24 protein-coding genes and 2 tRNA genes are annotated in these 25,457 nt (G+C 66.6%); 19 read left to right on the top strand and 7 right to left on the bottom strand.

The features are described from left to right. Positions 1 to 209: 209 nt before the first annotated feature. The 8 genes from fdxA to BJG93_RS11365 all read left to right on the top strand — a co-directional run bounded on the left by fdxA (position 210) and on the right by BJG93_RS11365 (position 4,732). Positions 210 to 533 carry a ferredoxin FdxA gene (gene fdxA, locus BJG93_RS11330; protein WP_027198371.1) on the top strand — a complete coding sequence of 108 codons (324 nt, stop codon included), beginning with the start codon at positions 210 to 212 and terminating at the stop codon, positions 531 to 533. Positions 534 to 651: 118 nt separating this feature from the next. Beyond that, positions 652 to 727: transfer RNA gene (locus BJG93_RS11335), tRNA-Asn, on the top strand. A 62-nt stretch (positions 728 to 789) separates the two neighbouring features. Beyond that, a tRNA-Asn gene (locus BJG93_RS11340) sits at positions 790 to 865 on the top strand. Positions 866 to 1,023: 158 nt separating this feature from the next. Further along, positions 1,024 to 1,500, top strand: coding sequence for a CreA family protein (locus BJG93_RS11345; protein WP_027198372.1), 477 nt, complete (start codon positions 1,024 to 1,026; stop codon positions 1,498 to 1,500). A gap of 126 nt (positions 1,501 to 1,626) precedes the next feature. Then, positions 1,627 to 2,469 carry a helix-turn-helix transcriptional regulator gene (locus BJG93_RS11350; RefSeq protein WP_027198373.1) on the top strand — a complete coding sequence of 281 codons (843 nt, stop codon included), beginning with the start codon at positions 1,627 to 1,629 and terminating at the stop codon, positions 2,467 to 2,469. A 156-nt stretch (positions 2,470 to 2,625) separates the two neighbouring features. Continuing rightward, entirely contained in the window at positions 2,626 to 3,387 is a 762-nt protein-coding gene (locus BJG93_RS11355; protein ID WP_027198374.1) for an AzlC family ABC transporter permease, read from the top strand. Further along, the gene (locus BJG93_RS11360; protein WP_027198375.1) at positions 3,384 to 3,707 is read left to right on the top strand and encodes an AzlD domain-containing protein; all 324 of its coding nucleotides are present in this window, start codon (positions 3,384 to 3,386) and stop codon (positions 3,705 to 3,707) included. Before BJG93_RS11355 ends, BJG93_RS11360 begins: the two co-directional genes overlap by 4 nt. Before the next feature lie 257 nt (positions 3,708 to 3,964). Beyond that, complete coding sequence (locus tag BJG93_RS11365; RefSeq protein ID WP_027198376.1) at positions 3,965 to 4,732, top strand: DUF4088 family protein; 768 nt, start codon at positions 3,965 to 3,967, stop codon at positions 4,730 to 4,732. A gap of 50 nt (positions 4,733 to 4,782) precedes the next feature. Here BJG93_RS11365 and BJG93_RS11370 read toward each other — a convergent pair whose 3' ends face one another. The 3 genes from BJG93_RS11370 to BJG93_RS11380 all read right to left on the bottom strand — a co-directional run bounded on the left by BJG93_RS11370 (position 4,783) and on the right by BJG93_RS11380 (position 7,794). Beyond that, the gene (locus BJG93_RS11370) at positions 4,783 to 6,771 is read right to left on the bottom strand and encodes an ATP-dependent helicase (RefSeq protein WP_027198377.1); all 1,989 of its coding nucleotides are present in this window, start codon (positions 6,769 to 6,771) and stop codon (positions 4,783 to 4,785) included. A 150-nt stretch (positions 6,772 to 6,921) separates the two neighbouring features. After that, positions 6,922 to 7,185, bottom strand: a complete 264-nt coding sequence (locus BJG93_RS11375) for a hypothetical protein (RefSeq protein ID WP_027198378.1) — start codon at positions 7,183 to 7,185, stop codon at positions 6,922 to 6,924. A gap of 90 nt (positions 7,186 to 7,275) precedes the next feature. Beyond that, complete coding sequence (locus BJG93_RS11380) at positions 7,276 to 7,794, bottom strand: hypothetical protein (RefSeq protein WP_027198379.1); 519 nt, start codon at positions 7,792 to 7,794, stop codon at positions 7,276 to 7,278. Positions 7,795 to 8,121: 327 nt separating this feature from the next. On the opposite strand from BJG93_RS11380, the gene BJG93_RS11385 reads away from it, so the two are divergent. The 5 genes from BJG93_RS11385 to fumC all read left to right on the top strand — a co-directional run bounded on the left by BJG93_RS11385 (position 8,122) and on the right by fumC (position 14,392). Next, a complete protein-coding gene (locus tag BJG93_RS11385; protein WP_027198380.1) occupies positions 8,122 to 8,340 on the top strand; it encodes an RNA-binding S4 domain-containing protein in 219 nt (72 codons plus the stop codon). Positions 8,341 to 8,611: 271 nt separating this feature from the next. Further along, the gene (locus BJG93_RS11390; RefSeq protein ID WP_027198381.1) at positions 8,612 to 10,027 is read left to right on the top strand and encodes an MATE family efflux transporter; all 1,416 of its coding nucleotides are present in this window, start codon (positions 8,612 to 8,614) and stop codon (positions 10,025 to 10,027) included. Positions 10,028 to 10,173: 146 nt separating this feature from the next. After that, a complete protein-coding gene (gene panS, locus BJG93_RS11395; protein ID WP_027198382.1) occupies positions 10,174 to 11,133 on the top strand; it encodes a ketopantoate/pantoate/pantothenate transporter PanS in 960 nt (319 codons plus the stop codon). 244 nt (positions 11,134 to 11,377) lie between these two features. Further along, the gene (locus tag BJG93_RS11400) at positions 11,378 to 12,979 is read left to right on the top strand and encodes a phospholipase D family protein (RefSeq protein ID WP_051374482.1); all 1,602 of its coding nucleotides are present in this window, start codon (positions 11,378 to 11,380) and stop codon (positions 12,977 to 12,979) included. 15 nt (positions 12,980 to 12,994) lie between these two features. Continuing rightward, a complete protein-coding gene (gene fumC / locus BJG93_RS11405) occupies positions 12,995 to 14,392 on the top strand; it encodes a class II fumarate hydratase (RefSeq protein ID WP_027198384.1) in 1,398 nt (465 codons plus the stop codon). 102 nt (positions 14,393 to 14,494) lie between these two features. Here the strand turns inward: fumC and BJG93_RS11410 are convergent, their stop codons facing one another. Both BJG93_RS11410 and BJG93_RS11415 read right to left on the bottom strand, forming a co-directional pair. Then, positions 14,495 to 15,001, bottom strand: a complete 507-nt coding sequence (locus BJG93_RS11410; protein WP_027198385.1) for an acyl-CoA thioesterase — start codon at positions 14,999 to 15,001, stop codon at positions 14,495 to 14,497. A 119-nt stretch (positions 15,002 to 15,120) separates the two neighbouring features. After that, positions 15,121 to 15,261: a hypothetical protein gene (locus tag BJG93_RS11415; protein ID WP_167544140.1), complete on the bottom strand. Its 141-nt coding sequence runs from the start codon at positions 15,259 to 15,261 to the stop codon at positions 15,121 to 15,123. 208 nt (positions 15,262 to 15,469) lie between these two features. Here BJG93_RS11415 and BJG93_RS11420 point away from each other — a divergent pair, with 208 nt between their 5' ends. Together BJG93_RS11420 and BJG93_RS11425 are read left to right on the top strand one after the other, a co-directional pair. Further along, a complete protein-coding gene (locus BJG93_RS11420) occupies positions 15,470 to 16,183 on the top strand; it encodes an ArsR/SmtB family transcription factor (RefSeq protein ID WP_027198386.1) in 714 nt (237 codons plus the stop codon). A gap of 161 nt (positions 16,184 to 16,344) precedes the next feature. Continuing rightward, positions 16,345 to 18,906 carry a DUF6600 domain-containing protein gene (locus tag BJG93_RS11425; RefSeq protein WP_051374420.1) on the top strand — a complete coding sequence of 854 codons (2,562 nt, stop codon included), beginning with the start codon at positions 16,345 to 16,347 and terminating at the stop codon, positions 18,904 to 18,906. 107 nt (positions 18,907 to 19,013) lie between these two features. On the opposite strand, the gene BJG93_RS11430 is transcribed toward BJG93_RS11425, so the two are convergent. Next, on the bottom strand, positions 19,014 to 19,985 hold the full coding sequence (locus tag BJG93_RS11430) for a thymidylate synthase (protein ID WP_027198388.1): 972 nt from the start codon (positions 19,983 to 19,985) through the stop codon (positions 19,014 to 19,016). A gap of 272 nt (positions 19,986 to 20,257) precedes the next feature. After that, positions 20,258 to 21,652, bottom strand: coding sequence for a sigma-54 dependent transcriptional regulator (locus BJG93_RS11435; protein ID WP_027198389.1), 1,395 nt, complete (start codon positions 21,650 to 21,652; stop codon positions 20,258 to 20,260). Positions 21,653 to 22,189: 537 nt separating this feature from the next. Between BJG93_RS11435 and BJG93_RS11440 the strand changes: the two genes are divergently transcribed. The 4 genes from BJG93_RS11440 (at position 22,190) to BJG93_RS11455 (ending at position 25,368) form a co-directional block, all read left to right on the top strand. Continuing rightward, complete coding sequence (locus BJG93_RS11440) at positions 22,190 to 22,666, top strand: hypothetical protein (protein WP_027198390.1); 477 nt, start codon at positions 22,190 to 22,192, stop codon at positions 22,664 to 22,666. Positions 22,667 to 22,784: 118 nt separating this feature from the next. Next, positions 22,785 to 23,285 carry a hypothetical protein gene (locus BJG93_RS11445; RefSeq protein WP_027198391.1) on the top strand — a complete coding sequence of 167 codons (501 nt, stop codon included), beginning with the start codon at positions 22,785 to 22,787 and terminating at the stop codon, positions 23,283 to 23,285. Next, positions 23,282 to 23,950, top strand: a complete 669-nt coding sequence (locus tag BJG93_RS11450) for a hypothetical protein (RefSeq protein WP_027198392.1) — start codon at positions 23,282 to 23,284, stop codon at positions 23,948 to 23,950. The genes BJG93_RS11445 and BJG93_RS11450 overlap by 4 nt, the downstream gene beginning before the upstream one ends. Positions 23,951 to 23,976: 26 nt before the next feature. Beyond that, entirely contained in the window at positions 23,977 to 25,368 is a 1,392-nt protein-coding gene (locus BJG93_RS11455; RefSeq protein WP_027198393.1) for a serine-rich family protein, read from the top strand. Positions 25,369 to 25,457 lie beyond the last annotated feature (89 nt).

Here is a 25,457-nt window from a genome sequence, read left to right on the forward strand (position 1 = left end):
ACCTGACGCATGTTACCCGAATGCGCCGCAGCCATCGTGCCACCGGGCCCTCGCCGGCTCCTCGGGGCCGCTCGCGGCACGCCATAAACTAATCACAAAAACATATATAAGACGCCCGGCGCGGTGCTTTATGCGCCTGTTGACGTTACGTTACAATAGCTTTTTTGGCGTCCGCGCCTTCCCCGATTCCGCATGCAGGAGCTGCCTGAATGACCCACGTTGTGACCGAAAGCTGCATCAAGTGCCGCTATACCGACTGCGTCGATGTGTGCCCGGTGGACTGCTTTCGCGAAGGTCCCAACTTCCTCGCGATCGACCCCGATGAATGCATCGACTGCGCCGTGTGCGTGGCCGAGTGCCCGGTGAACGCCATCTATGCCGAAGAAGACGTGCCAGGCGACCAGCAGGACTTCGTCGCGCTGAACGCCGACCTGGCCAAAGGGTGGCCGAGCATCACGAAGACCAAGGCGCCGCTGCCGGAAGCCGACGAATTCAAGGATGTGAAGGAAAAGCTGGCGCTGCTCGCGCGCTGAGTCCGGCCACCTGTCACCTGCGTTGGCCGTTCGGATTTAATATCGTGGTGAACGCAGAGGTATTGACAGACGTGTAAGCTGACTCTAAAATTTCGCTTCTCTGCTGTTGTTGTTCTGTTCCTCGATAGCTCAGTCGGTAGAGCGCCGGACTGTTAATCCGTAGGTCCCTGGTTCGAGCCCAGGTCGAGGAGCCAAGAATTGCAAAAGCCCGTTAACCAAGACGGGTTTTTTTATGTAGATCAGGTTGTACTGCTGTTCCTCGATAGCTCAGTCGGTAGAGCGCCGGACTGTTAATCCGTAGGTCCCTGGTTCGAGCCCAGGTCGAGGAGCCAAAAATGTGAAAGGCCCGCATCCGTGCGGGCCTTTTTGTTATTGCGGCCCGATGCATAGCCTCCCGCGCGCGGTGCGCCGTTATAGGATGGCGGATTAACGGCGCACGTTTCACTCGGCTCTGGCGCCGGCCCACTCCAGGCACTTAACCGGCACGCTCATGAAATCCACCTCGCTACGCATCGCGCTCGCGACCGTCGGCGCACTGCTGCTCGCTTCGGCGCACGGCGAAGAAATCGCCAGCGTCAACACGAATTTTCACGTTACCGGCTCCGACCGCGTGGTCGTCGAAGCGTACGACGATCCCGTCGTACGTGGGGTCACCTGCTACGTGTCGCGCGCGCGGACCGGCGGCGTCAAAGGCACGCTCGGCATCGCCGAAGATCCGACCGAGGCGTCGATCGCATGTCGCCAGGTCGGGGAGCTGCATTTCACCGGCCCGGTCAAGCCGAAGGACGACGTGTTCTCGGTCAGCATGTCGCTGATCTTCAAGTCGCTGCATGTGGTGCGCGTGGCCGACACGAAGCGCAACGCCCTCGTCTACCTGACGTACAGCGACCGCGTGGTCAGCGGCAGCGCGAAAAACAGCGTCAGCGCCGTGCCGATGCCTGCCGGCACGACGATTCCGGTCAAGTAAGGGCAAGGACGGGCGATCGACGGTGCGAGCGGCGCGCGGCGCTCTCCCGCCGGCGCGCCGCCATCGTCCCGGACCGCGACCACGACCACGACGCGCTAAACTGGCCGGTCCAGCCGAACTTTCGTCATGACCGCCATCCCTCGTTTCCGCGATTCCGCCCGGTACTGGCGCACGCCGCTTCTGCCCGGCGCGGATCTGCTCACCGCCGAATATCACGACCACGAGTTCGCGCCGCATTGGCACGACGCCTACACGATCCCCGTTATCGTCGCGGGCGCGGAGTGCTACCGCTATCGCGGCGAGAACCATGTCGCCGAAGCGGGCAGCGTGCCGGTCATCAATCCGGGGGAATTGCATACTGGGTCGAAGGCGGTCGAGGCCGGCTGGCGGTATCGCGTGATGTACGCGCCGGTCGAGTTTCTCCGCGCGCTTGCCGACGAAGTCGCCGGCAAGCCGCAAGGCTTGCCTTGGTTCGCGCCCGGCGTGATCCGCGATGCCGATCTCGCGACGCGTCTCGCGCGCGCCCACCGTCTGCTCGAGGCCGGCGACGACGCGCTCGCCGCCGAAGCCGCGATGCTCGACGCACTGTCCACGCTGCTGGTCCGCTACGCGCAGACGCGCCCCGCTTACGCGCGCGTCGCTACCGACGACACCCGCGTCGCACTGATGCAGGAGCGTCTGAGCGGCGATCTCGTCGAACCGGTGACGCTGGCTGAGCTCGCGAGGGCGGCGGGTCTGTCGCCGTTCCATGCGGCGCGGCTGTTCACGCGATCGACGGGCCTGCCGCCTCACGCGTGGCGCAATCAAGTGCGCCTGCAACGCGCGCTCGCACCGTTGCGCGCCGGCGTACCGGTAACCGACGTCGCCGCCGCGAGCGGCTTCACCGATCAGAGCCATTTCACGCGGCATTTCCGGCGCACGTTCGGCGTGCCGCCGGGCCAATGGCAGGGAACGCGGCGCGGCTCGTAACGCCGTGCGACACCACCGGCGCCTGCACCACGCGCTATCAGCGTCCCACTGCAATCCGTGGGCGCCAATCAACCATCCAGCAGCCATCCCGCCGCAAGAACGTACAAGTCCGACCGCCCGTCAGCCGCTATGCTTCCGGAACCAAGGAGGCGTAGATTGACCGATTCCACCCAAGGCCCGCCCGCCCGGGCCGGCCATCTCAAAGAATTTGCCGCCGGCGCGCGCGACATCGTTCCGATGATGGTCGGCGCCGCGCCGTTCGGCGTCATTTTCGGCACGCTCGTGACATCCGGCCCGCTGCATTTGTGGCACGGCCAGCTGATGTCGCTCGTCGTCTTCGCGGGCTCCGCGCAGTTCATCGCGCTCGGACTCATCGCCGGGCATGCGAGCTTCGCCGTGATCTGGGCGACCACGTTCGTCGTCAATCTGCGTCATGTGCTGTATAGCGCCACGCTCGCGCCGCACGTCGCGCATCTGCCGAAGCGCTGGCGTTGGGCGCTCGGCGCGCTGCTCACCGACGAAGTCTTCGCGGTCGCGTGGGAGCACTACCGGCATCGCGAGCCAGGCACGGTCGGCCCGTACTATTTCTTCGGCGCCGGTGTCGCGATGTACCTGAACTGGCAGCTGTGGACCGTCGCCGGCCTGCTATTCGGCGCGGCTTTCCCGGGCCTGCAATCGCTCGGTCTGGACTTCGCGATGGTTGCGACCTTCATCGCGATCGTCGTGCCGCAACTGGTCGCGCTGCGCTATCTCGCGGCAGCCGTCACCGCCGGCACGCTGGCGTTTTTCTGGCAGGCATGGCCGTACAAGCTCGGCCTGCTAGGCGCGGTGTTCGCGGGAGTCGCGGTCGGCGTGCTGCTGTCGATGTCGCGTCCGAACCTGCGCGGCGCGCGCCGCACCGCGGGGGCCTCGCGATGAACTACGTCGTTCTGATCGTCGGCATGGCCGCGATTACGTGGCTGATCCGCGCGGCGGTGTTCGTGCTCGGCGACCGGCTCGTGTTCCCACCGCTTCTGCGCACCGCGCTCAGCTTCGTGCCCGTCACCGTGCTGACCGCGATCATCGTCCCGATGGCCGTGTCGCCGCACGGCCACAACGCCGAGTTGACCTGGCGCAACCCGCAGCTGGTCGGCGCACTCGCCGCGATCATCGTCAGTGCGCTGACGCGCCGGCCGCTGCTGACGATCGCAATCGGTCTAGTCGTGTTCTTCGTCTGGCAGTGGGCGGTGCTGAAGTAAGCGCACTCCTCCTTCGTGCTCAGCAACTGATCCGCGGTCCGTCGACACCGCGCCACGTCGCCGGCCGACCCTCAAGTTTCCCGCCACCCCGCCGATATGCAGTCGAGGTCCGCTCATCGGGAGTCGTCCCGCTGGTTACGCGGCAACAGGTTGGAATCAAGCGCGTCGGCAGCCGGCGTCGCGTCGCGTCGGTCCGTGAGTGGCCGGGCGATCTTGCGACGGCGCGCCGCGCGCGGCCGCATTAAACGGGATAACACATGGGTCAAATCACCCTGAAGCTCAAGGACGAGACCGTCGCGTCGCTGCGCAAGGACTTCGAGGCCTTTTTGCGGGTCTCGCTGAAGCTCGATCCGCAGTTCGCGACGCCGTCGTTCGAGGATTTCCTGCGCGCGAAGCTGCTCGACAATATGGTGCCGCTCACCGAGCACGCAGTGCAGCGGATGCTGCAGGGCGGTCAGTACGCATGGGCCAAACGCACGCTCGACAAGGAGTTTCCGGACGTCGTGTCGATCCTGATGCGGCAGGCGAGCGAGTTTGGCTTCGGTTTCGCGGCGCGCTCGGAATGGACGCCCGAGGAGCTCACCAAGCAATGCCGCGAGTGGGCGGCCGCGATCGTCAAGGAAGCCGAAGGCGACGCGACGCTGGTCGACCCGCTCGCCTCGCAGATCAAGAGCACGGTGCAGGACATCCAGTCGCTCGAGGAAGTGATGCAGACGCCGGCGTGGCGGCTCGTCGAATCGCTGCGCCAGCGCGTCTACGAGGCGAAGGTCGCGTGCGAGACGAGCGTGGGCAGCACCGCTCGCGAGAAGCTCGGCGAACTGCGCGGGCTGTTGCGGCTCGGCATTTCGCACGGCACGTTCCAGAAGCAGGAAGCGCAGCAGATCATGGAGTATCTGCGGCTCCTGAAGCCGGAGATTTTCGTCGAGGAGCCGTACGACGTGTTCTCGCGGCTCGCGGCATGGCTGCGCAATTTCTTCGTGCCGCCGTCTCCGGTCGCGCAGCAACAGCAGCGGCAGTCGCGCTGAGCGTGTATTGACGCGCACCCGCGCGTCAGCCGCAACGCGCCGCGCCCCGCTCAATCCCACATCTTTCTGAGCTTCGCCGCGATCTCGATCTTCGCCTGCGCGGCCGCGGCGAGCCCTGCCGCGCTCGGCGCGCTCGCCACCGGCACGCGCGGCCATGCGTAGGCATCGAACAGCGGCAGCATCGGCGTGGCGATGAAGCGGGTGCGCGACGCCCACACATGCCGGTCGCCCAGATGCGTCTGGTTGTGCACGTAAAAGCGCTGCGGCACGACGATATGCAGGTCTTCCTTCGCGCGCGTCATCGCCACGTAGAGCAGGCGCCGCTCCTCGTCGATTTCCTCGTCGCTGCCGGTGCCGAGATCGGACGGAATGCAGCCGTCGACGCCGTTCAGCACGAACACGTTGCGCCACTCCTGGCCCTTCGCCGAATGGATCGTCGACAGGATCAGGTAGTCCTCGTCGATCAGCGGCACGCCGGATTCGTCGCTGGTGGCATCGGGTGGGTCGAGCGTCAGCTCGGTCAGGAAACGCTCGCGCGACGCATACGTGCCCGCGATGCTTTCCATCTGCAGCAGGTCCGCGTGACGGATCGCGGCGTCGTCGTGATTGCGCTCGAGGTGCGGCTCGTACCAGCGCCGCACCATCTCGAACTCGGCGGGCCACGGGGTTTGCCGCCCATACACACTCGACATCAGCCGGACGAACGGATGCCAGTCTTCCCGCGCGCGCGCGGGCGCCGCAAAAGCGGCCAGTACGCCGCCCGCGGTCGCGACTGGATCGCCGCCGCCCGCGCGCGCGACGATGTCGTCGAGCAGCTTCGCCGCGGTGGCCGGGCCGACGCCCGGCAGCAGCTGGACGACCCGAAAGCCGGCGACGCGGTCGCGCGGATTCTCGGCCCAGCGCAGCACCGCGAGCACGTCCTTCACATGGATCGAGTCGAGAAATTTCAGCCCGCCGAACTTGACGAACGGGATGTTGCGGCGCGTGAGTTCGATCTCTAGCGCGGCGCTGTGATGCGCGGCTCGAAACAGCACCGCCTGCGACTTCAGCTTCACGCCCTGCTCGCGCGCTTCGAGCACCTGCTCGACGACGTAGCGGGCTTGCGCGGCATCGTCGGCGACCGTGACGAGGCGCGGGCGCTGCGCCGACGCCTTGTCGGTCCACAGATTCTTCGTGTAGCGCTCGCTCGCGAGTTCGATCACCGCGTTCGACGCGGCCAGAATCGGCTCGGTCGAGCGATAGTTGCGCTCGAGCGTGACCTGTCTCGCCGGCGGCTCGAACTGCGCGGGGAAGTCGAGGATATTGCGCACGGTCGCGCCGCGAAACGAATAGATGGATTGCGCGTCGTCGCCCACCACGGTCAGGCCGCGGCCGTCCGGCTTCAGCGCGAACAGGATAGACGCCTGCAGGCGGTTGGTGTCCTGATATTCGTCGACCAGCACGTGATCGAAGCGCGCCGACAGATCGGCCGCGATAGCGGGCTCCGCGGCCATGTGCGACCAGTAGAGCAGCAGATCGTCGTAATCGAGCACGCTCTGTTTCTGTTTCGCGTCGACGTAGGCGGCGAACAGCCGGCGCAGATCCTCCTCCCATTCGCGACACCACGGAAACGCGCGCTCCAGCACCTGGCCGAGCGATGCGCCGGTGTTGACGACGCGCGAGTAGATCGCAAAGCAGGTGCCCTTCGCCGGAAAGCGCCGCTCCTTCGCGGACAGCCCGAGCTCGTGGCGCACGAGGTTCATCAGATCGGCGGAGTCTTCGCGGTCGTTGATCGTGAACGCGGGCGCGAGACCGATCAGATCCGCGTATTCGCGCAATAGCCGCGCGCCGACGCTATGAAACGTGCCCGCCCACGTCAGCCCTTGCGCGAGCGCGGCGCGGGCCCCGACGGTGGTGGCGCCCGCGATCACGAGTAGCGCGCCGGGCGGCGCGTCCGGCGTGTCGGTCCCGTATTCGACGGCTTCGCGTTGGGCGGCGTTGAGCTTCGCGAGCCAGGCGGCGGTATCGAACGACGGAGCGAATTCGGCGACGGTGGACACGGGTCGGTTTTGCGGGTTGGAGGGATTTCAGGATGCGACGCACACTGTATATCCATACAACCCCATGCGACAAGCGCCCTTTTTTGAGCGCCTACGTGTATGAGTGAAAGGTTGACCGGCGGATGCCCGCCTGCCGGTCGACGCCGCGCGCTACTGCTTCTTCGCGTCCTTCACGTTGGCCTCAGCGCTGGCCTTGTCGGCGTCGGCCTGCGCGTCGGTTTTGGTCTTGTCCGCCTTCGCCTGGGCGACTGCGGCTTTCTTGTCGGCCTTCGCCTGTTCCTTCGCGGCCTTCTTGTCCGCATGCGTGGTGGGCGCCGCGGCCGGCGTGGCCGTCTGCGCGAACCCGGCCGACGACAGGCAACCTACGATCAGCGCGGCGTAAATCCGGTTTCGGGTCGAATGGTTGATGTTCATCTGCGATCTCCCTGACGTAAAACTGGTTAAGCGAAACTCACCCGCGGCGCGCGAGCCTCGCCACTCACGCGCCGCCGCATCGAGCCCGGTTTAATGCTTGACGTCCGCGCCATCGGCCTGCGCGGCAGCCTGCCCTTGCATGTTCATCTTCATTTCGTCATTGGCGGTCTGTCTGTCCGCCTTCTGGTTCAGCTTCGCGCCGCGCACCTGCTCCTTGTACTGGTCCTTTGCGGCCTTCTGCTGCGCCTTCAATTCCGCTTTCGAGGATTTTTTCGCCGCACGATACTCGGCGTTGGCCTTCGCGTCGGCGTCGCGCCTCTGCACGAGCGGGTCGGTCGAGCCCGAAGCCGTCAAACGGGCCGGCGGCGGAGCTTCGACGCCTTGCGCGGCAGGCGCGCCCGGGACTTGCTGCATGCCTTGCGCAGCGGGCGGCGCCTGCAAGCGCTGTGCGCCAGCTGCGGACGGCGGCGCCATCTCGGCGGTGCCTTGGGTCTGGATCTGCGCCTGAGCGCCAGGGCCTGCTGCCGGCTGCGCGGTCTGCGCGACGGCGGCCGTCGCGGTAAAAGCAGTGAGGGCGGTACCGATCAGGAGCGAACGAATCTGGGTCATGGCTATCCTCTCTAGCATTGTCGGGACAGGAGCGCACTCTCTGGCGTTGCGACGAAGGCCTGTGCCGCGCGCCCCGCCGGTGTGTGCGTCGCTGGATTCAGCGGGCTTCGCTGTTGAAGCCCACTTTATGAGCGAAATCCTTTCGATGCGACCAGCGTTACGGAAGGTTTCACTTTCCGACAACCGAATAACATCTGCTTTCATTTGCTTGCGGGCTCGTTGGGATCACTCCGGCCCAAGCGGGGCGGCCCCGCGGCGCCGCACCGCGTGCACTTGCCTTATGATGCGAACCCCTAGCCCGACCCTGTGCCCCAAGGTGCAAACGCCATGCCGAATCTGAACTTCACACTCACCGGCGAATACGTCGAACTACACAATCTGCTGAAAATCACCGGCCTCGCGGACAGCGGCGGCTCCGCGAAGATGATGGTTGCGGACGGCGCCGTGATGGTCGACGGCCGGGTCGAGACGCGTAAGACCTGCAAGATCCGCGCGGGCCAGGTCGTGCTGCTCGGCGATACGCGGATCGCGGTCCACGAAGCCTGACGGCAGTCCGGAAATTCGCAGCACGCCGCGCACCAGCATTGTGCGTCGTCCATCGACATCGGCCGGGCGAGGCAATAAGCTGTCGGTTTCGACAGGTAAACGACGGACCGCGCCACGGGCGCGAAGTCGGCTGACCGGCTCGCCGCCGCGCCGCGGATTTTCCGGCCCGCGCACCGCCCTGTGGCACACGCAGCGCGATGCAGCGCCCCCGCTTGCTCCCGCCCCTTCGCTGTCGCCACCCCTGTTGCCACCTTTCGCCGCCAGGCATCCGATGACGCAACCCAGCTTCGCCCGAACGGCCAGCCGGCCGCCCACCCTATCCCGCCACGCGGTCGACACCGCGCGGCTCGCCGCGCCGCTCGCGATCGCGCAACTTTCGCAGATGGCGATGAGCGTCACCGACACGATCCTGCTCGGCTCGCTCGGCCCCGATGCGCTCGCCGCCGGCGGCCTCGGCGCGAACCTCTTTTTCGTCGTCGTCACGCTATTGCAGGGCGTGCTGACCTCGGTCAGTGTCAGCGTCGCCCACGCGCGCGGCGCGCAGGACGACAGCCGCGTGCCGCATATCTACTGGACCGGTTTCGTGCTGTCGGTGCTGCTGTCGGTGCCGGCGTTCATCCTGCTGTCGTTCGCATCGCACATTCTGGGTGCGTTCGGCGAGCCGGGTCTGCTCGCGCACAACGTCGGCCAATACGCGGCGGTACTGCGTTGGGGCGCACCCGCGAGCCTGATCGGCGTCGGCCTGATGCGCTCGTTCCTGCCGGCGATCGGCGCGGCGCGGCGCCTGTTGTGGGTGTCGATCGTCAGCGTCGGGGTGAACGGCTTCCTGAACTACGGCTTGATTCACGGCGCGTACGGGCTGCCGCGGCTCGGCTTTCTCGGCTCGGCGGCCGCGACCACGATCACCGTGTGGCTGACCGCGCTCGTGCTGATGGCGCTGCTGCATCTGCGGCCGCGCTTCCGGCATTTCGTCGTCGCGACGCGGCCGAAATTGCCGTTGATGGGCGAATTGTTCGGCATCGGCTGGCCGGTCGCGATCACCTACGGCGTCGAGTCGACGCTGTTCCTTGCCACTGGCCTGATGGTCGGCCTGCTCGGCGAATCGCAACTAGCCGCGCATCAGATCGCGCTGAACGTCGCATCGGTCGCCTTCATGGTTCCGCTGTCGATCGGCCAGGCGGCCAACGTGCGGGTCGGCTACTGGGCCGGCGCCGGTCAGCCGCTCGCCGCGCGCCACGCGGGCTTCGTGGCGCTCGCGCTCGGTGTCGGCTTCATGTCGATGTCGGGGCTCGTGCTGATCACCGCGCCGCGCTGGATCGTCGGCCTGTATCTGCATCTCGACGACCCGGCCAACGCGCCGACCATCGCGCTCGCCAGTTCGCTGCTCGGCGTGGCGGCGATTTTCCAGATCGTCGACGGTATGCAGGCGGTGGGCTCCGGTTGTCTGCGCGGCCTGAAGGACACGCGCGTGCCGATGATCGCCGCCGCGTTCGGCTACTGGGTGATCGGGTTTCCGACCGGTTATCTGCTCGCGTTTCACGCCGGCCTCGGCGCGCGCGGCTTGTGGTGGGGTCTCGCGGCAGGCCTCGCGAGCGTCGCGCTGTTGATGACCCTGCGCTTTCACAGGCTGAGCCTGCGCCGTACGCCGACAGCGGCATCGGTCACGCCGCCGGCGCGGTCGGTCTGAGCGAACGAGCGCTATGCGCCACTCGTGAAGCACGCCCCGGCCAACGGTAAAATGCCGCCGCGCCACGCGAGCGCTTGCGCACGTGGCCCTGCCACGCCGCCGCACCCCCGCTTGTCGCGACACAACATAACCAAGGACCACTCGCCATGCTTGCCCGCATCACCCGCCTGTTCCCGCTCTGGGCCGTGCTCGTCTCGGTCGCCGCGTATTGTTCGCCGGCCTCGTTTTCCGGCGTCGCGCCGCACGTCACCGCGCTCCTCACGATCATCATGCTGGCGATGGGCGTCACGCTCTCGACCGCCGATTTCCTGCGCGTCTTCACGCGCCCCGCGCCGGTGATCGCCGGCATCGTGCTGCATTACCTCGTGATGCCGCTCGCCGCATGGGGTATCGCGAAGGCGCTGCGCATGCCGCCCGACCTGACCGCCGGCATGGTGCTGGTCGGCAGCGTCGCCAGCGGCACCGCGTCGAACGTGATGATCTATCTCGCGCGCGGCGACGTCGCACTGTCGGTGACGATCAGCGCGCTGTCGACGCTCGTCGGCGTATTCGCGACCCCGCTGCTCACGCGGCTTTACGTCGACGCGTCGATCGTCGTCGACGTGCGCGGCATGCTGACGAGCATCGCGCAGATCGTCGCGCTGCCGATCGTCGTCGGTCTCATCGTCAATCGTCTGTTCGGCAAGCTCGTGCGCAAGATCGAACCGATTCTGCCGCTCGTGTCGATGGTCGCGATCGTGCTGATCATCGGCGCGGTGGTGGGCGGCACGCAGAAGAGCATCGCGTCGGTGGGCCTCCTCGTGATGGTCGGCGTCGTCCTGCACAATGGCATCGGCCTGCTGGGCGGCTATTGGGGCGGCCGCCTGCTCGGTTTCGACGAAGCCGTCTGCCGTACGCTCGCGATCGAAGTCGGCATGCAGAACTCCGGACTCGCCGCGACGCTCGGCAAGCTCTATTTCACGCCGCTCGCTGCGCTGCCTGGCGCACTGTTCTCGGTCTGGCACAACCTGTCGGGCTCGCTGCTCGCGGGAGTGTGGGCGGGCCGCCCGGCCAAAGGCTCGACGCACGCCGATGGCGAGCGCGCGCTGCACGCCGAACGCGTCTGAAGTCGCTCTGCGCGCCGCGGTTTGCATCAGGTACGGGATCACTGAACCGCGGCGCCCCGACCAAATGAGCGGCATTCGCTTGCGTGCGCGGAACACGATTAATACGCGCCCCAATTCCCTTAGAATGGTTTTCTCGACAGCGCAGTAGGCCTTCGCTGTCGTCACGCAAAAAGCTTGCAAACAAGGGGAAAACAGCGTGCAGGGCCAATTCGAACAACATCGGCGGGCCGCGCGCCGCCGCTCCATCATCAGCACAACGAGACAACTTTTCCTGCTCAGTTGCGCGGCGGCATGTTTGACTGCCTGCGCGACCAGGCCGCCAGCCACCGCGTTCGACCGCGCGGTCACGCACGCGCTGCCCGCCACCGCCGCTACGCCGCTGCGCGAGGCGCTCGCGCCGCTCGAGGCGAAGCATCCACGGCAGTCGGCTTTTCGCGTCCTGCCGAACGGCACGGACGCGCTGCAGTTGCGCATCGCGCTTGCGCGCGCGGCGACCAAAACCCTCGACATGCAGTACTACATTGCCAACGAGGACACCACCGGCAAGCTGCTACTCGGCGCCGCGCTGTACGCGGCCGATCACGGCGTACGCGTGCGCATGCTGGTCGACGATCTGAACTTCAAGGACATCGACCGCATCATGGCGGGGCTGAACACGCACGAGAACATCGAGATTCGCGTGTTCAACCCGTTCGGCAGCGCGCAGGAAGGCATGTTCGAGCGCACCACGAACCTGTTCACACAGATCGACCACTTCACGCGCCGCATGCACAACAAGGCGATGATCGTGGACAACCAGCTCGCGATCGTCGGCGGGCGTAATCTGGGCGACGAGTACTTCAGCGCGAGCGAAACGCTGCAGTTCCGCGACCTCGACGTGCTCGCGGCAGGCCCGATCGTCGCCGACGTCTCCGCGAGTTTCGACGACTACTGGAACAGTGACCTCGCCTATCCGCTGCGCGCGCTGAACAAGCAGCAATTCGACCGTAAAGAACTCGACCAGACCCGCGACGACCTGCGCCACCACTGGCGCACCAACGCCGATCCCTACAACGCCAAACCGCTGAACGCGACGCCGCTCGCCGCGCAGATCACGAGCGGGCAGCTCGGCCTCACGTGGGCGAGCGCGGAATTCAAGGCCGATCTGCCGGAGAAGATCGCGCATCCGTCGCCGGACTATGTGAGCCCGCCGCTCGCGCGGCTGCGCGAACTGATGCGCGACGCGCACCACGACTTCCTGATCGTGTCGCCCTACTTCGTGCCGCACGCCTCGGGCGTGCAGGCAGCCAGCGAGCTCACGCATCGCGGCATCCGCATCGCCGTGCTGACCAACTCGCTCGCGGCCACCGACGCGGTCGCCGTGCAGGCCGGCTACAGCCCGTTCCGTGTGCCGCTGCTCAAGGCAGGCGTCGAGCTGTACGAATTGAGGCCGTATCAGGACACGCCGAACGTGGCGCTGGTCGGCTCGCAGTCGCGCGCGAGCCTGCACGCGAAAGCTTACGTGATCGACCACCAGATTCTCGTGATCGGCTCGATGAACCTCGACCCGCGCTCGGCCAATCTGAACACCGAGCTCGCACTCGTGATCCACAGCCCCGAACTCGCCAAGCAGGTCGCTCGCATTTTCGAGCGCGCCACCCAGCCCGATCACAGCTACCACGTGACGCTCGCCGACTCGACCCAGCTGGCTTACTTGCGCTCGATCGGCGCGCCGCTGTCACCGCTGGTGTGGACCGACGTCGAGAACGGCCAGATACGCACCTACATTTTCGATCCGCAGGCCGGTTTTTACCGGAATGCGCTAACCGGTCTATTCTCCTTATTGCCGGTCAACTCGGAACTTTGAGAAGCGGAGTCAACCATGACTGAAGACGTACGGATGGAGCGCGACACGTTCGGCGAAATCGCAGTGCCGAACGCCCGTCTGTGGGGCGCACAGACGCAGCGCTCGCTGCAGAACTTCAAGATTTCGACCGAGAAGCAGTCGCCCGAACTGATCACCGCGCTGGCTGTGATCAAGCGCGCGGCGGCCGAAGTCAACCTCGGCCTCGGCGTGCTCGACGAGCAGAAGGCCCGCGCGATCATGCAGGCGGCCGACGAGATCATCGACGGCAAGCATCCCGGCGAATTTCCGCTCGCGGTCTGGCAGACCGGCTCGGGCACGCAGACCAACATGAACCTGAACGAGGTGATCGCGAACCGCGCGAGCGAGCTGCTCGGCGGCGAGCGCGGCGAAGCGCGCAAGGTGCATCCGAACGACGACGTGAATCGCGGGCAGTCGTCGAACGACGTATTTCCGACCGCGATGCACGTGGCCGCCGCGCAGGCCATCGTCAAGCATCTGCTGCCGGCGCTGAAGACGTTGCGCGATACGCTCGACGGCAAGGCGAAAGCGTTCGCCGACGTCGTCAAGATCGGCCGCACGCATCTGCAGGACGCGACGCCGCTCACGCTCGGCCAGGAGTTCTCCGGCTATGTCGCGCAACTCGAGCAAGGCATCCGGCACGTCGAGTCGACGTTGCCGCATCTGTACGAGCTTGCGCAGGGCGGCACCGCGGTCGGCACGGGACTGAACGCGCATCCGAAGTTCGCCGACAGCGTCGCCGCCGCGATCGGCAAGCTGACGGGTCTGCCGTTCGTGTCGGCGCCCAACAAGTTCGAGGTGATGGCCGCCGCCGACGCGCTGGTGTTCGCGCACGGCGCGCTCAAAACGGTGGCCGCGAGCCTGAACAAGATCGCCAACGATATTCGCTGGCTCGCGAGCGGTCCGCGCTGCGGTCTGGGCGAGCTGTCGATTCCCGAAAACGAGCCGGGCAGCTCGATCATGCCGGGCAAGGTCAATCCGACCCAGGCCGAAGCGCTGACGATGCTGTGCGCGCAGGTGTTCGGCAATGACGTCGCGGTGAACATCGGTGGCGCAAGCGGCAACTTCGAACTGAACGTGTTCCGTCCGATGATCGCGCACAACGTGCTGCAGTCGGTGCGCCTGCTCGCCGATGGTGCGCATAGCTTTAACGAGAACTGCGCGGTCGGCATCGAGGCGAATCACGCGCGCATCGATAGTTTGCTCAACGAATCGCTGATGCTGGTGACGGCGCTCAATCCGCACATCGGCTACGACAAGGCCGCGCAGATCGCGAAAAAAGCGCACAAGGAAGGCACGACGCTGAAGGCGTCGGCGCTGGCGCTCGGCTATGTCACCGAGCAGCAGTTCGACGAGTGGGTGCAACCGAAGGATATGGTCGGGCGCACCACGTGACGAGGCGCGAGGCGGCGCGACAAATGGTGCGCAAAGGGGCGCGCCAACGGGGCGCGCAAACGGGCCGCACAAAGGGCCGTGCCGTTCGCGCCCGTGGCAGGCTTAAATCTTTCCCTGCGCGACTTCTTCCGGCTTCAGCTCGACGATCGCGTCGAGCGCTTCCTTCACGTCCATTGCGTATCTGGCGAGGCGTTTCTGTTCCTCCGTCTGCGGCACGAAGGCGGGCACCGGCACCGGATGGCCGTTCTCGTTGACGGCGACCATCACGACGAGACAGTCGGTGGTCTGCAGCAGCTCGCCGCCCTTCGGATCGCCTGCGTACACCGACACGTGGATGTGCATGCTGGTGCGGCCGGTCGCGACGATGCGCGCGCGCAGCTCAACCAGATTGCCGACAAGGATCGGCCGGCGAAAACGGATATTGCCGACGCTGACCGTCACGCAATAGCGCCCCGACCACACCGCTGCGCATGCGTAGGCGGTTTCGTCGATCCACTTCATCAGCGCGCCGCCGTGCACCTTGCCGCCGAAGTTGACCGAGGTCGGCTCGGCGAGAAAGCGGAAGGTGGTTTCCGAACGGTCCAGCGGTGCTGCGGCAACAGTGCTCATCTTGACTCCGGTCAATCGGACGCATTGAAAGGAGGCGATTATACGAGCGCAATATTGCGCACGCCGTCGATTGGGAGACGCGGCGCGCGGCGCGCCGATGGGCCGGCCGACGCTCGGGCCTAGTTGTGGACGCTGATCCCTTCGTCGATGATGCCGTACATGTTGATGCTGCCGCTGCCGGCCGAGCCCGAGCCGGCTCCGCCCCCCGCGCAGGCGCTCAATAGCAGGACCGCCGCGACGACGGCCAGAAGAGTTTTCATCACATCGAATTCCTGCACGAACAGGCTTCGATTCTAGCCTGGCGGCACGAGACAACGCGCGGGCCCGGGCCGGCACGAAACACCGCCGCATTCATTGTTCACGCCAGGCTGAAACGTCGAATCCCTGATGCGCGTAGAGTGGGAATCGCAGTGGACCGCTCTGCCATTCGGCCGCACTGCCCTTCGCCGCCCATTCAGGAGACGCGTCATGACGGCCCCCCTTGCAGACGACCAGAACCACTTCCCCGGCCTGAGCCGGATCGGCGCACTGCTCGCCGACCCCGGCCGCGCCGCGATGCTGTGGGCGCTGATGGACGGCAGCGCCCGCCCCGCCGGCGAACTGACGATGATCGCGGGGTTGTCGCCCTCGGCGGCGAGCGCCCACCTCGGACGGCTCACCGACGGCGGGCTGCTCGCGCTCGAAGTACGCGGCCGGCATCGCTATTTCCGGATCGCGTCGCCGGACATCGCCGCATCGATCGAAGCGCTCGCGACCGTTGCCCAGGTGAGCGCGCCGCAGCGCGCCGTGCCGCGTCCGGCCCGCACCGTGCCGCTCGAGATGCGCTACGCGCGCACTTGCTACGACCACATGGCCGGTGAGCTGTCGGTGCGGCTGTTCGAGCGCATGCTCGAGCGCGGGCTGCTGACGCAAAACGGCGCATCGCTCGAAGCGACCGCGCAGGGCGCCGCCCGCTTCGCCGACTGGGGCATCGACGTTGCCGCGCAGCAGACCCGGCGGCGGCGCTTCGCATGTACATGCCTCGACTGGAGCATGCGCCGGCCGCATCTGGGCGGCGCGCTCGGCGCGGCGCTGCTCGACGCGTGGTCGTCGCAGGGCTGGGTTGAGCGGACCTTGCGGCCGCGCGTGCTGCGCGTGACGCCGGCCGGCCAGCAGCATTTCGATGCGTTTCTGGCCGGCTAGACGGTGGCGCCATCCGCGGCGCGGCGCGGCGAGACCCGACGCGAGACCTTTTGTTACACGCCCGCGAATCCACCTTACAAATGAGCGGGCTTTGAAACATAAGCGGCAAGTACAGTGACTGAATGGACCCGGCCAATTGCCACGTCCGCCGGAGATCAGTCATGACACACGCCAGGCAGCCCATGCAGCAAGCCGGAATGAAAGGCCGGACGAGCGGCTATACGCTGATCGCGGCCGCCGTCGTTGCGCTCGCCGCGCAAACCGCCCAAGCGCAGCAAGCGCCACTCGCGCCGCAAACCGCGGCGGCCGTCGCGCCGGCTGGCAATCAGCCGGGCGGCGATCCGTCGGGCGGCGACCCGCCGGGGCGCATCGCGCGTCTGAACTACACGGCCGGCGCCGTGACCACCGAGCCCGCCGGCGCGACCGACTGGTCGTACGCGCAGATCAACCGGCCGCTGACGACCGGCGACCAGCTGTGGAACGACCAGAACGCACGCTCCGAGCTCCACATCGGCTCGACCGCGGTGCGCCTCGGTCAAAACACGAGCCTCGACGTGCTCGATCTCGACGACACGACCGCGCAACTGAAAATCGCGCAAGGCACGCTGTCGACGCGCGTGCGCGAACTCGCGCCCGGAACCTCGTATGAAATCGACACGCCGAACCTGGCGCTCGGTGTGAACGGTCCCGGCGACTACCGCGTCGATGTCGCGCCGGACGGCAGCAGCACGACCGTCACCGTGCGCAGCGGCGGCGCGATCGCGTACGGCGACGGCGGCCAGGTGCCGGTCGCGGCGGGTCAGCAGATCCGCTTTGCCGGCACCAGCCTGCAGCAGCTCGCCGACAACCGTGCGCCCGCGCCCGACGAGCTCGATCAATGGGCCGCGAGCCGCGACGCTACCGAAGACCGCTCGCTGTCGGCGCGCTACGTGTCGCGCGACGTCCCTGGCTATCAGGACCTTGATGCCAACGGCACATGGCGCGAAACGCCGCAGTACGGTGAAGTATGGGTGCCGAGCGCGACGCCGGCCGGCTGGGCGCCGTATCGCGACGGCCACTGGGTCTGGCAGGCGCCGTGGGGCTGGACCTGGGTCGACGACGAACCCTGGGGCTTCGCGCCGTACCACTACGGCCGTTGGGCCGAGGTCGACGGTGCGTGGGCCTGGGTACCCGGTTCGCTCGATGCGGACACAGCGCCGGCCTATGCGCCGGCGTTGGTCGCGTTCGTCGGTGATGACGAGGGCGGCGTCGACTGGGGCGTGAATCTGGCGGTCGGCGGAGTCGTCGCGGCAGGCGTCGCGTGGTTTCCGCTCGGGCCGGGCGAGCGGTGGCATCCGCATTGGCGCGATCACGACCGCTGGAGCGCCCGATACTACGACCGCGTCAATCGCACGACGATCGTCAACGAATACCACCGCAACCCGAGCATCCACAACACTTACGTCAACTATCGCGTGCCGGGCGGTGTGACTGCCGTGCCGGCGACCGCGTTCGTGCACGGTCAGCCGGTCAGTCGCTTCTCTCATCACGTCGATCCCGCGCAGTGGCGCAACGCGCGAATCAACCCCGGCGCACCGGGGATCGCGCCGGTGCGTGAGAGCTTCGGGTCGGATCTGCGGCGGGCGAATTATCGGCCGCCGGCGAGCGTGGTCGCACGGCCGGTCGTCGCGACGCGCAACCCCGTCATGCCGCCTGCCTATCACGATGAACTCGCGCAGCGCTTCGCGCAAAGCGGCGGTCGGGTGCCCGGCGCCGGCCAGCCGGTCGTGCGCACCTCGGTGCCCGCGCATATGACGGGCGCACCGGGCGCACTGACGGTGGCGAACGTGCGAGTCGTACGGTCGCATGTGCCGGGACGTCCGCCGGGAATGGCGGCGGGTGCACCCGCTTCGCCGGACGCGGCTGGCAGCAACGCGCCACGTGGCGTCGAGCAAGCCGGCCAGCGGCCCGGCGAAATAGGCGCCGCCGGGCCGCATGGCGCAGCGCCGCAAGCGCGTCCGGGCATGCCGCCGCAGATGGGCGGCAACGCGCATCCGCCGCAGCCTGGCGAGAGCGCTCGCACGGGCCTGGGCCATCCGTCGAACGGTGTGCCGCGGCCGCCGCAGGCAGGTGGCATCGATCCAGCCAACGCCGCGTACGCAGGGCAGCACGGTGCGCCGCAGGAATGGGGCGCGGTCGGCAGGCCGCAGCCGACATGGACGCAGCCACATACGCCGATGGCGCAACAGGCACCGCGCATGGAGCAGTCCGGCGGACCGCAACAGCCGAGGTTCGCGCCGCAGTCCGGTGTGCCGCATCCGCCGGGAAATCCGGCCGCGCAGCAACAGGCGCGTGGGCCCCAGGGATCTCCATCGTCGATGCAACGCGCGCCGCGCGCCGAGCCGCCGCAACAACCGCGTATCGAATCGCGTCCGATGCCGATGCCGCAAGCTCGGCCCGAGCCGCAGTTCCAGCAGGCGCAGCAACCGCGTGTCGAACCGCGTCCGATGCCAATGCCGCAAGCCCGGCCCGGGCCGCAGTTCCAGCAGGCGCAGCAACCGCGTGTCGAACCGCGTCCGCAAATGCAACCACCCCGGCCGGAACCGCGTCCCCAGATGCAGATGCCGCAGCCGCGCCCCGAACCGCGGCCCCAGCAAGTGCAGCAGCCGCGTGCGCAGCCGCAACCGCAACACGCCGAGCAGCACCAAGGCGGCGGCAATCGCGACGAGCATCACAAGAGCTGAGCTGCGCGCCTGCCGTCGCGACATCAAAAAAGCCCCGCGATGCAAACCATCGCGGGGCTTCACTTAATTCGACGGGCACGAGCGCTACCGCCCCGCTTCTACCGACGTCAAATCGCCATCGGCGCCGTCAGCGGTTCGTGATGCCGATAGCCGATCAGCGAGAAATCCGCCGGCTCGATCTTTTCGAGCCACTCCGGCTCGTACACGCCGGTCATCGCATAGTCGGGCACGCGATCCGCAATCGCGAGCCGCGGACTCTCGTACGGCTCGCGCTTGAGCTGCTGGTGCAGCATGTCGAGCTGATTCTCGTAAATATGCGCATCGCCGATGAAATAGCTGAACCAGCGCGGCGTATAGCCCGTCAGCCGTCCGACCAGATGCAGCAGCGCGGCCCCCTCGGTCAGATTGAACGGCGTGCCGAGCCCCACGTCGTTGCTGCGGATATACAGACACAGCGAAATTTCGCGGCGCGTGACGTTCGGTAGGAACTGGTACAACAGATGGCAGGCCGGCAGCGCGATCTGGTCGAGCACGGCCGGATTCCAGGCATGGAAAAGAATCCGGCGATCGGCCGGATTCTGCATGATCGTGTCGAGACACTGGCGCAGCTGGTCGATCGCCTTGTAAAGCAGTACCTTCGAGCGGCCTGCTTCATCGAACTGCGTGATCACGCGAAAACCGCGCGCCTGCGCGTCGGCGAGCTGTGCGCTCGCGCCGGCGTCGAGTACCTTGTAGGCCGGCCACTTGCGCCATTGCACGCCGTAGACATCACCGAGATCATCCGGGCCCTCGCGATACGGATTGGCGAGCCACTGCGCGTTCTGATTCGCGTTCCCGTCCCACACCTTGCAGCCGAGTTCGCGGAAATCGGCGGCGCTGCGCGAAGCACGCAGAAACCCGACCAGCTCGCCGATTGCCGACTTGAATGCGAGCTTCTTCGTCGTGACCGCGGGAAATCCCTGCTGCAGATCAAAGCGCAGCATCGCGCCGGGCATGCTGATGGTGCGGATGCCGGTGCGGTTTTCCTGCCACGTGCCGGTGTCGAGAATCGTGCGGACCAGGTCCAGGTATTGTTTCATGCAGTTTCCTTCGACGCGGCGCGAAGCGAATCAGGCGCGCTCACGGAATTGAGCAAACCTTGATTCTAACAAGCGCCACCGGACGACGCCGGGGCACGGCGCGCCGCATGGGGAAAATATCAAGGGGGGTTTAGACGGAAAGGAAAAGACCGCGGACACGAAAAATACGAGCGGCCAATACACCCGCGCGACAGCGCTTCGACGCGTCGCTTGCCACGTGGTGGCGCTGCGCCGGGTATGAGAGTCGCCAACCTCGCCGGCCGCCCGCCGCCTTACAAGTGCTGCACCGACGCCGGCAATTCGCGGTGCGGCGCCGACATCGGCTCGCCTTCCATATGACGCATGCCGTGCGAGCACAGCAGCCGGTACAGCGTCACCCGCGAGATACCCAGTTCCTGCGCCGCGTCTCCGAGCCGCCCGCGATGCCGCAGCAACGCAAGCTCGATCGCCTGACGTTCGGCCGCTTCGCGCGCCTGCGCGAGCGACACCGGCACGATCTCGACATATTCGGCCAGTTCGAGGTCGCGCGCGGTGATCGCGCGCCCCTCCGACATGACGATCGCGCGCCGCACCCGGTTGATCAGCTCGCGCACGTTGCCCGGCCAGCCGTAGTTATGGAGCGCGGCGATCGCATCGGGCGCGAAGCCGCGCAGCCGACGGCTCGCATCCTTCTTGAAACGTTCGAGCATGTGCCGCGCGAGCAGCTCGATGTCCTTGCCGCGCGCGCGCAGCGGCGGCTCGTCGATCTGCAGCACGCAGAGGCGGTGATACAGGTCAGAACGGAAGCGCCCCTCGATCATCGCCGCGGTCATGTCCACGTGGGTGGCCGAAATGATCCGCACGTCGACGTCGATCGCGGTATGCCCGCCGAGCCGCTCGACCTTGCGCTCCTGCAGGAACCGCAACAGGCTCGCCTGACTCTCTAGCGGCAGATCGCCGATTTCGTCGAGAAACAAGGTACCGCCGTTGGCCGCCTCGACCCGGCCGATCTTGCGCTGGTTCGCGCCGGTGAACGCACCGCGCTCGTAGCCGAACAGTTCCGATTGCAGCAGATGCGGCGGAATCGCGCCGCAATTGATCGGCACGAACGGCGCGTTGCGCCGCGCCGAGCGTTCGTGAATGGCAACCGCCGTCAGCTCCTTGCCGGTGCCCGATTCGCCGGAGATGAACACCGGCGCGTCGGTCATCGCGACCTTGCGGATGGAACGGAACAGCGCAAGCATCGCGTCGCACGAGCCGACCATCTCGCCCTCGGCGCCCTGCGAGCCGTCGTTCGACGCGGTTTCGCTCAACGAGATCATGCCGTATGCATGACCGACAGAATCGACGATACGGTCGCCCGAATAGGGCACCGTCACGTAATCGAAACAGTAGTCGCGCACCAGCCGGCGCAAAGCGGCGTCTTGCAGCTGGCCAGGCGTGGTGGCGGCGACCCAGCCGACGTTCGGCATCGTCAAACAGGACTCAAAGGCGGCGATTTCGTGCGGCTGGAAATCACTGGACAGATCGAGCAGGCCTCCAGCAGCCGAGCCGGTGCGCACTGCCCGGCGCGCATCGCGCGCCGATCCCACGACTTCGACATGCCAGCCGCGCTGCAGAAAACGCGTATTCAGTTCCGCGCTGGGGTCGCGCGAAACGTAAATCAGTTGCCGCGTTGCGGGTTCCATTATTCAGATCCTCTCGTCAACGAACGTTTAGGACGACGCATGCACCTGAAACTGCGGTTCAGACACGCTGACTCGTTCGGGATTCGCGAATCGCAAAACCCGAACGGCCATTCCATTCCGTGCGGACAGCTGATCCCCAAGAAAGCGGCGTGTGTGTTTGAGACGGCCTGATACGGGGCCTTTTTTAAACCGAAGCTGTTTTCGAGAGCTTACTATACGCGCGCCGCTTCGAAAACAATTATGCGAATTTAATCGATGGACCCCTTGCCCATCAAGGCTGAGCGGCCGATCACCATTTATTCAGCCGACAAATAAAAGATTAGTGGAAGCGCTTTTCGTGGCGTTCTCGCGACAGTAGTTCGTACCTCGCGGATTAACGAATTACAGGTATTTTCTGCTGATCCGTTTCAGCGCCGCAACGTTTTCTCCCGATTCGGAACGCATTAGATGCGTTTCTGCTAGCTGGCGCCAGACGTATCAATGGATTGCGAGCGATGGCACGTGTTTCGCTAAATGGCCAGCACAGGGAGACACATCATGCGACTCGCATTCCGCATCGATCTGATAAGCCGCCGCGCATCGTACTTCGCACTCTGCTCAGCCCTCGCATTCAGCGCACTTCCGGCGAGCGCCGGCACCTCCACAGCGCAGGCCGCCCCGGCGTCATCCGCCTCGCTGGCGGATTCCAGCGAGGCCGCCGTCCCCGCCTCCGCCAGCCTGCAAGCCACCACGCCGATTGCCGCGCAGGACGTCAGCCAGAGCACCGCCAAGGGGTGGAACCCGGCTGCCGATGCTGCATCGATGAACGATATTTCGCTCGACGACCAGGTGCTGTCGCGGCAACGCGGCGGCGCTGTCGGCATGTTGATGGTCGCCACGACACCGCAACTCATGCAACACAGCGACAACCAGGTGACGTTGTGGGACGAGATCGCCCCGCCTTTGCCGCTGCCGGTGCCTGTCGACGCCGCGCGCGCCGCCCAAGGCAATCTCGCGACTTACCAGCGCAAGTAGCAGAACGAAGCAGCGAACAGACAGCACGCAACCAGGCAAGGCAGGACCGGTGGCCGCGCGCAACGCAACGCGCCCCACGACGGCGGGACACAAGTAACAACAGAAAGGGGACCGGGACATGACTTCGCATCGCCACACACCGCGGGCCGCCTGCGCCCGCGCCGCCCTTCTCGCCAGCGTCCTCGTCACCATCTGCTTCGCGAGCCACGCGGATGCCGGGCAGCTCGCCAATCCGGGCGACATCATCGTCGAGCGCAGCGTCACGCCGCGCGACGCGTTCGTCCCCGTGCCGCGCGACCAGGACCCGGTCGCGGTGCGCGCCACCACCTTCCCGGCCAACTCGTTCGATCCGACCATCGCGACGCTCGTCGGCGATGCCGATCTGACGAACGCGCACGGCTCGAACGGCGTCGCCGCCGGCGGCGCGCTCGGCGGCACCGGCATGCAGGCCGTCACGCAGATCCTGAGCGGCAAGCCGACCGGCAACACGATCCCGCTGAACTCGGGCGGCATCGGCGGACCAGCGGCGGGCGTCGGCGGCACGATCAGCTCGTCGGTGACGGGCGCGCTCGCGCCGCTGTCGAACGTGCTCGGCGGCGCGCTCGGAGCTCTGAAATGAGCACGCTCCTTCGCCCCTCGCTGCAATCGCTGCAAGTCGCCTCGGCACGCCCGGCCCTGCGCGTATGCAGGTGCCTGTGCATTGGCGTCGCTGCGCTCGTCGCCGGCGCCGCGCACGCGCAGTCACAAGCGGTGCCGGTCGTCGGCGCGACCGCGACGATCGGCACCGCCGCGGGCATGGGCGTGACCGGCGCATTCGCGGTCAACCAAACGGCCGGCCTCGACAACGCGCAGGCGAATCAGATCACGGTGACGAAGGGCGCGGCGGCCGGGAACGCGAACGCGAGCGTGCAAAGCACGGCGGTGGTCGCGAATGTGCCGCGCGCACAAGCGTCGATCGAAGCGAACGCATTGTCGAACACCTCCGGCGCGGTGCTGGTGAACCAGTCGGCCGGAGCAGGCAATCTGCAGCGCAACAGCACCGAGCTCGGGGCTGCGGCGCTCGGAGTCGAGACCGTCTCGGATGGGGAGCTTTCCGCGACGGCCCCGAAAAACGGCAGCCCGGGGCAATCCAGCGCGCTTCACGGCATGCGCGAGGCAAGCATTTCCAGCGATGCCTTGCGCAACGCAAGCGGAATCGTGCAGATCAACCAGGCGGCCGGCGCCGGTAATGCCACGGCAAACAGTTTTGTGCTCCGTCCCCCGGCGGGCACTTTTTTTAACTGACCACACCCAAAGTATCGGAGCGAATCATGAAGCGCACTCTTATTGCAGCAGCCGTGCTCGTTACGGCATCGGGCAGCGTGCTCGCCGCATCGCCGAAGGCCTACCTGTTCAACTCGACGGCCGTCGGCGAGATGATCGGTGTCGAAGGCTTGGTCGGACTGTTCGGCTGTGTGCACGTGTCCAGCACGGCAGGCGCGGTGATCAACAACGACCAGTCGGTCAATGTGAACGCATCGCTCGTTCCGCAGGCGCAGACCTACACCACCGGCGCCGTGACCACGACCCTCAACAACAGCAGGACGTCGGTCAGGGGCGCAGGCACGGCATTCGCGTTCACGACGCAAAACCATACGTCGTCGAGCTCCAGCTCGCAGGGCTTCGAAGCCTCCGGCGGCTACGCGTACGGCAGCCACAGCGCGAGCCTGACGGGCGGCGGCTATGAAACGAGCCAGCAGGCAGCCGGCATCGCGGGCAGCTTCTCGCACACGAGCCAGAACTCGGGCGGCCATCTGTCGGCGGGCGGTTCGATCGGCGGCAGCTACACCTATCAGGACCATAACGCGCTCTCGCACGGCAGCGGCTCGTTCAGCGCCCGCGGCGGCCTGCAGGCCGGGTATCGCGAATCGAGCTACTCGAATTCGTCGGGCGTCGCCGGCGGCTTCGAAGCGAGCGAGGCGTCCGGACAACACCGTACGTGGGGCTTCAGCGCGAGCGAAGGCTCCGGCTATGCGATGGTCGGCGAGCACTCGTCGGGCTACTCGCGCAGCCGCGCGTCGTCGACCGACTCGTATCGCGCCGCATGGGGCGTCGACGCGGGCATGTCGAGCACCGACGTGACGACCCGCGGTTCGATCACGCAACACATCGACAACCAGGCGGCCGGCACGCTGACCGCCACGACTGGCGCGAGCGCGGCCAACAACGTGTCGGGCAACCTCGGCATCAACATCGCCGAAGGCATCAGCAACGCGCAGAGCAACGATGTGGCGCTCGCTTCGGTAGACATCGGCAACGTGTTCGGCAATGCGCAGGACTTCAACACGCAATCGTCGAGCGGCAACGCCCGGATCAATAACTTCAATCTGAACGCGTCGGTCGGCAACGGCTCGCTGTCGGGGGTGACGGGCAATGTCGGCGTCAACATCGCTTCGGGCATCGGCAACGTGCAGAACAACAGCCTCGCCGGCGCAGTGACGACGACCAACCCGCGCGAAGCGCTGACGACCGCGATGAATGCCACCGACAGCAACGCGCAAACCGCCGGCATGACGGTGCACGGGCAGTTCCAGGGCACGGCCAGCCTCGGCGCGAACACGTTGTACGGCGCGTCCGGCAACATCGGCGTGAACATTGCTGGCGGCGCGGGCAACCTGCAGCACAACGGCCTTGCCATCGCGGCGCTGAACAGCGGCAAGTAAGCCGACGACACGACGGCCGCCGGCAAGTAGAAGCAGCACGAAGGAAGCACAAAGCAGTCGGAAGGGCGCGCCGGCAGCCAGAGCAGCTG

The organism is Paraburkholderia sprentiae WSM5005 (genome assembly GCF_001865575.2).
GTDB classification, from domain to species: domain Bacteria; phylum Pseudomonadota; class Gammaproteobacteria; order Burkholderiales; family Burkholderiaceae; genus Paraburkholderia; species Paraburkholderia sprentiae.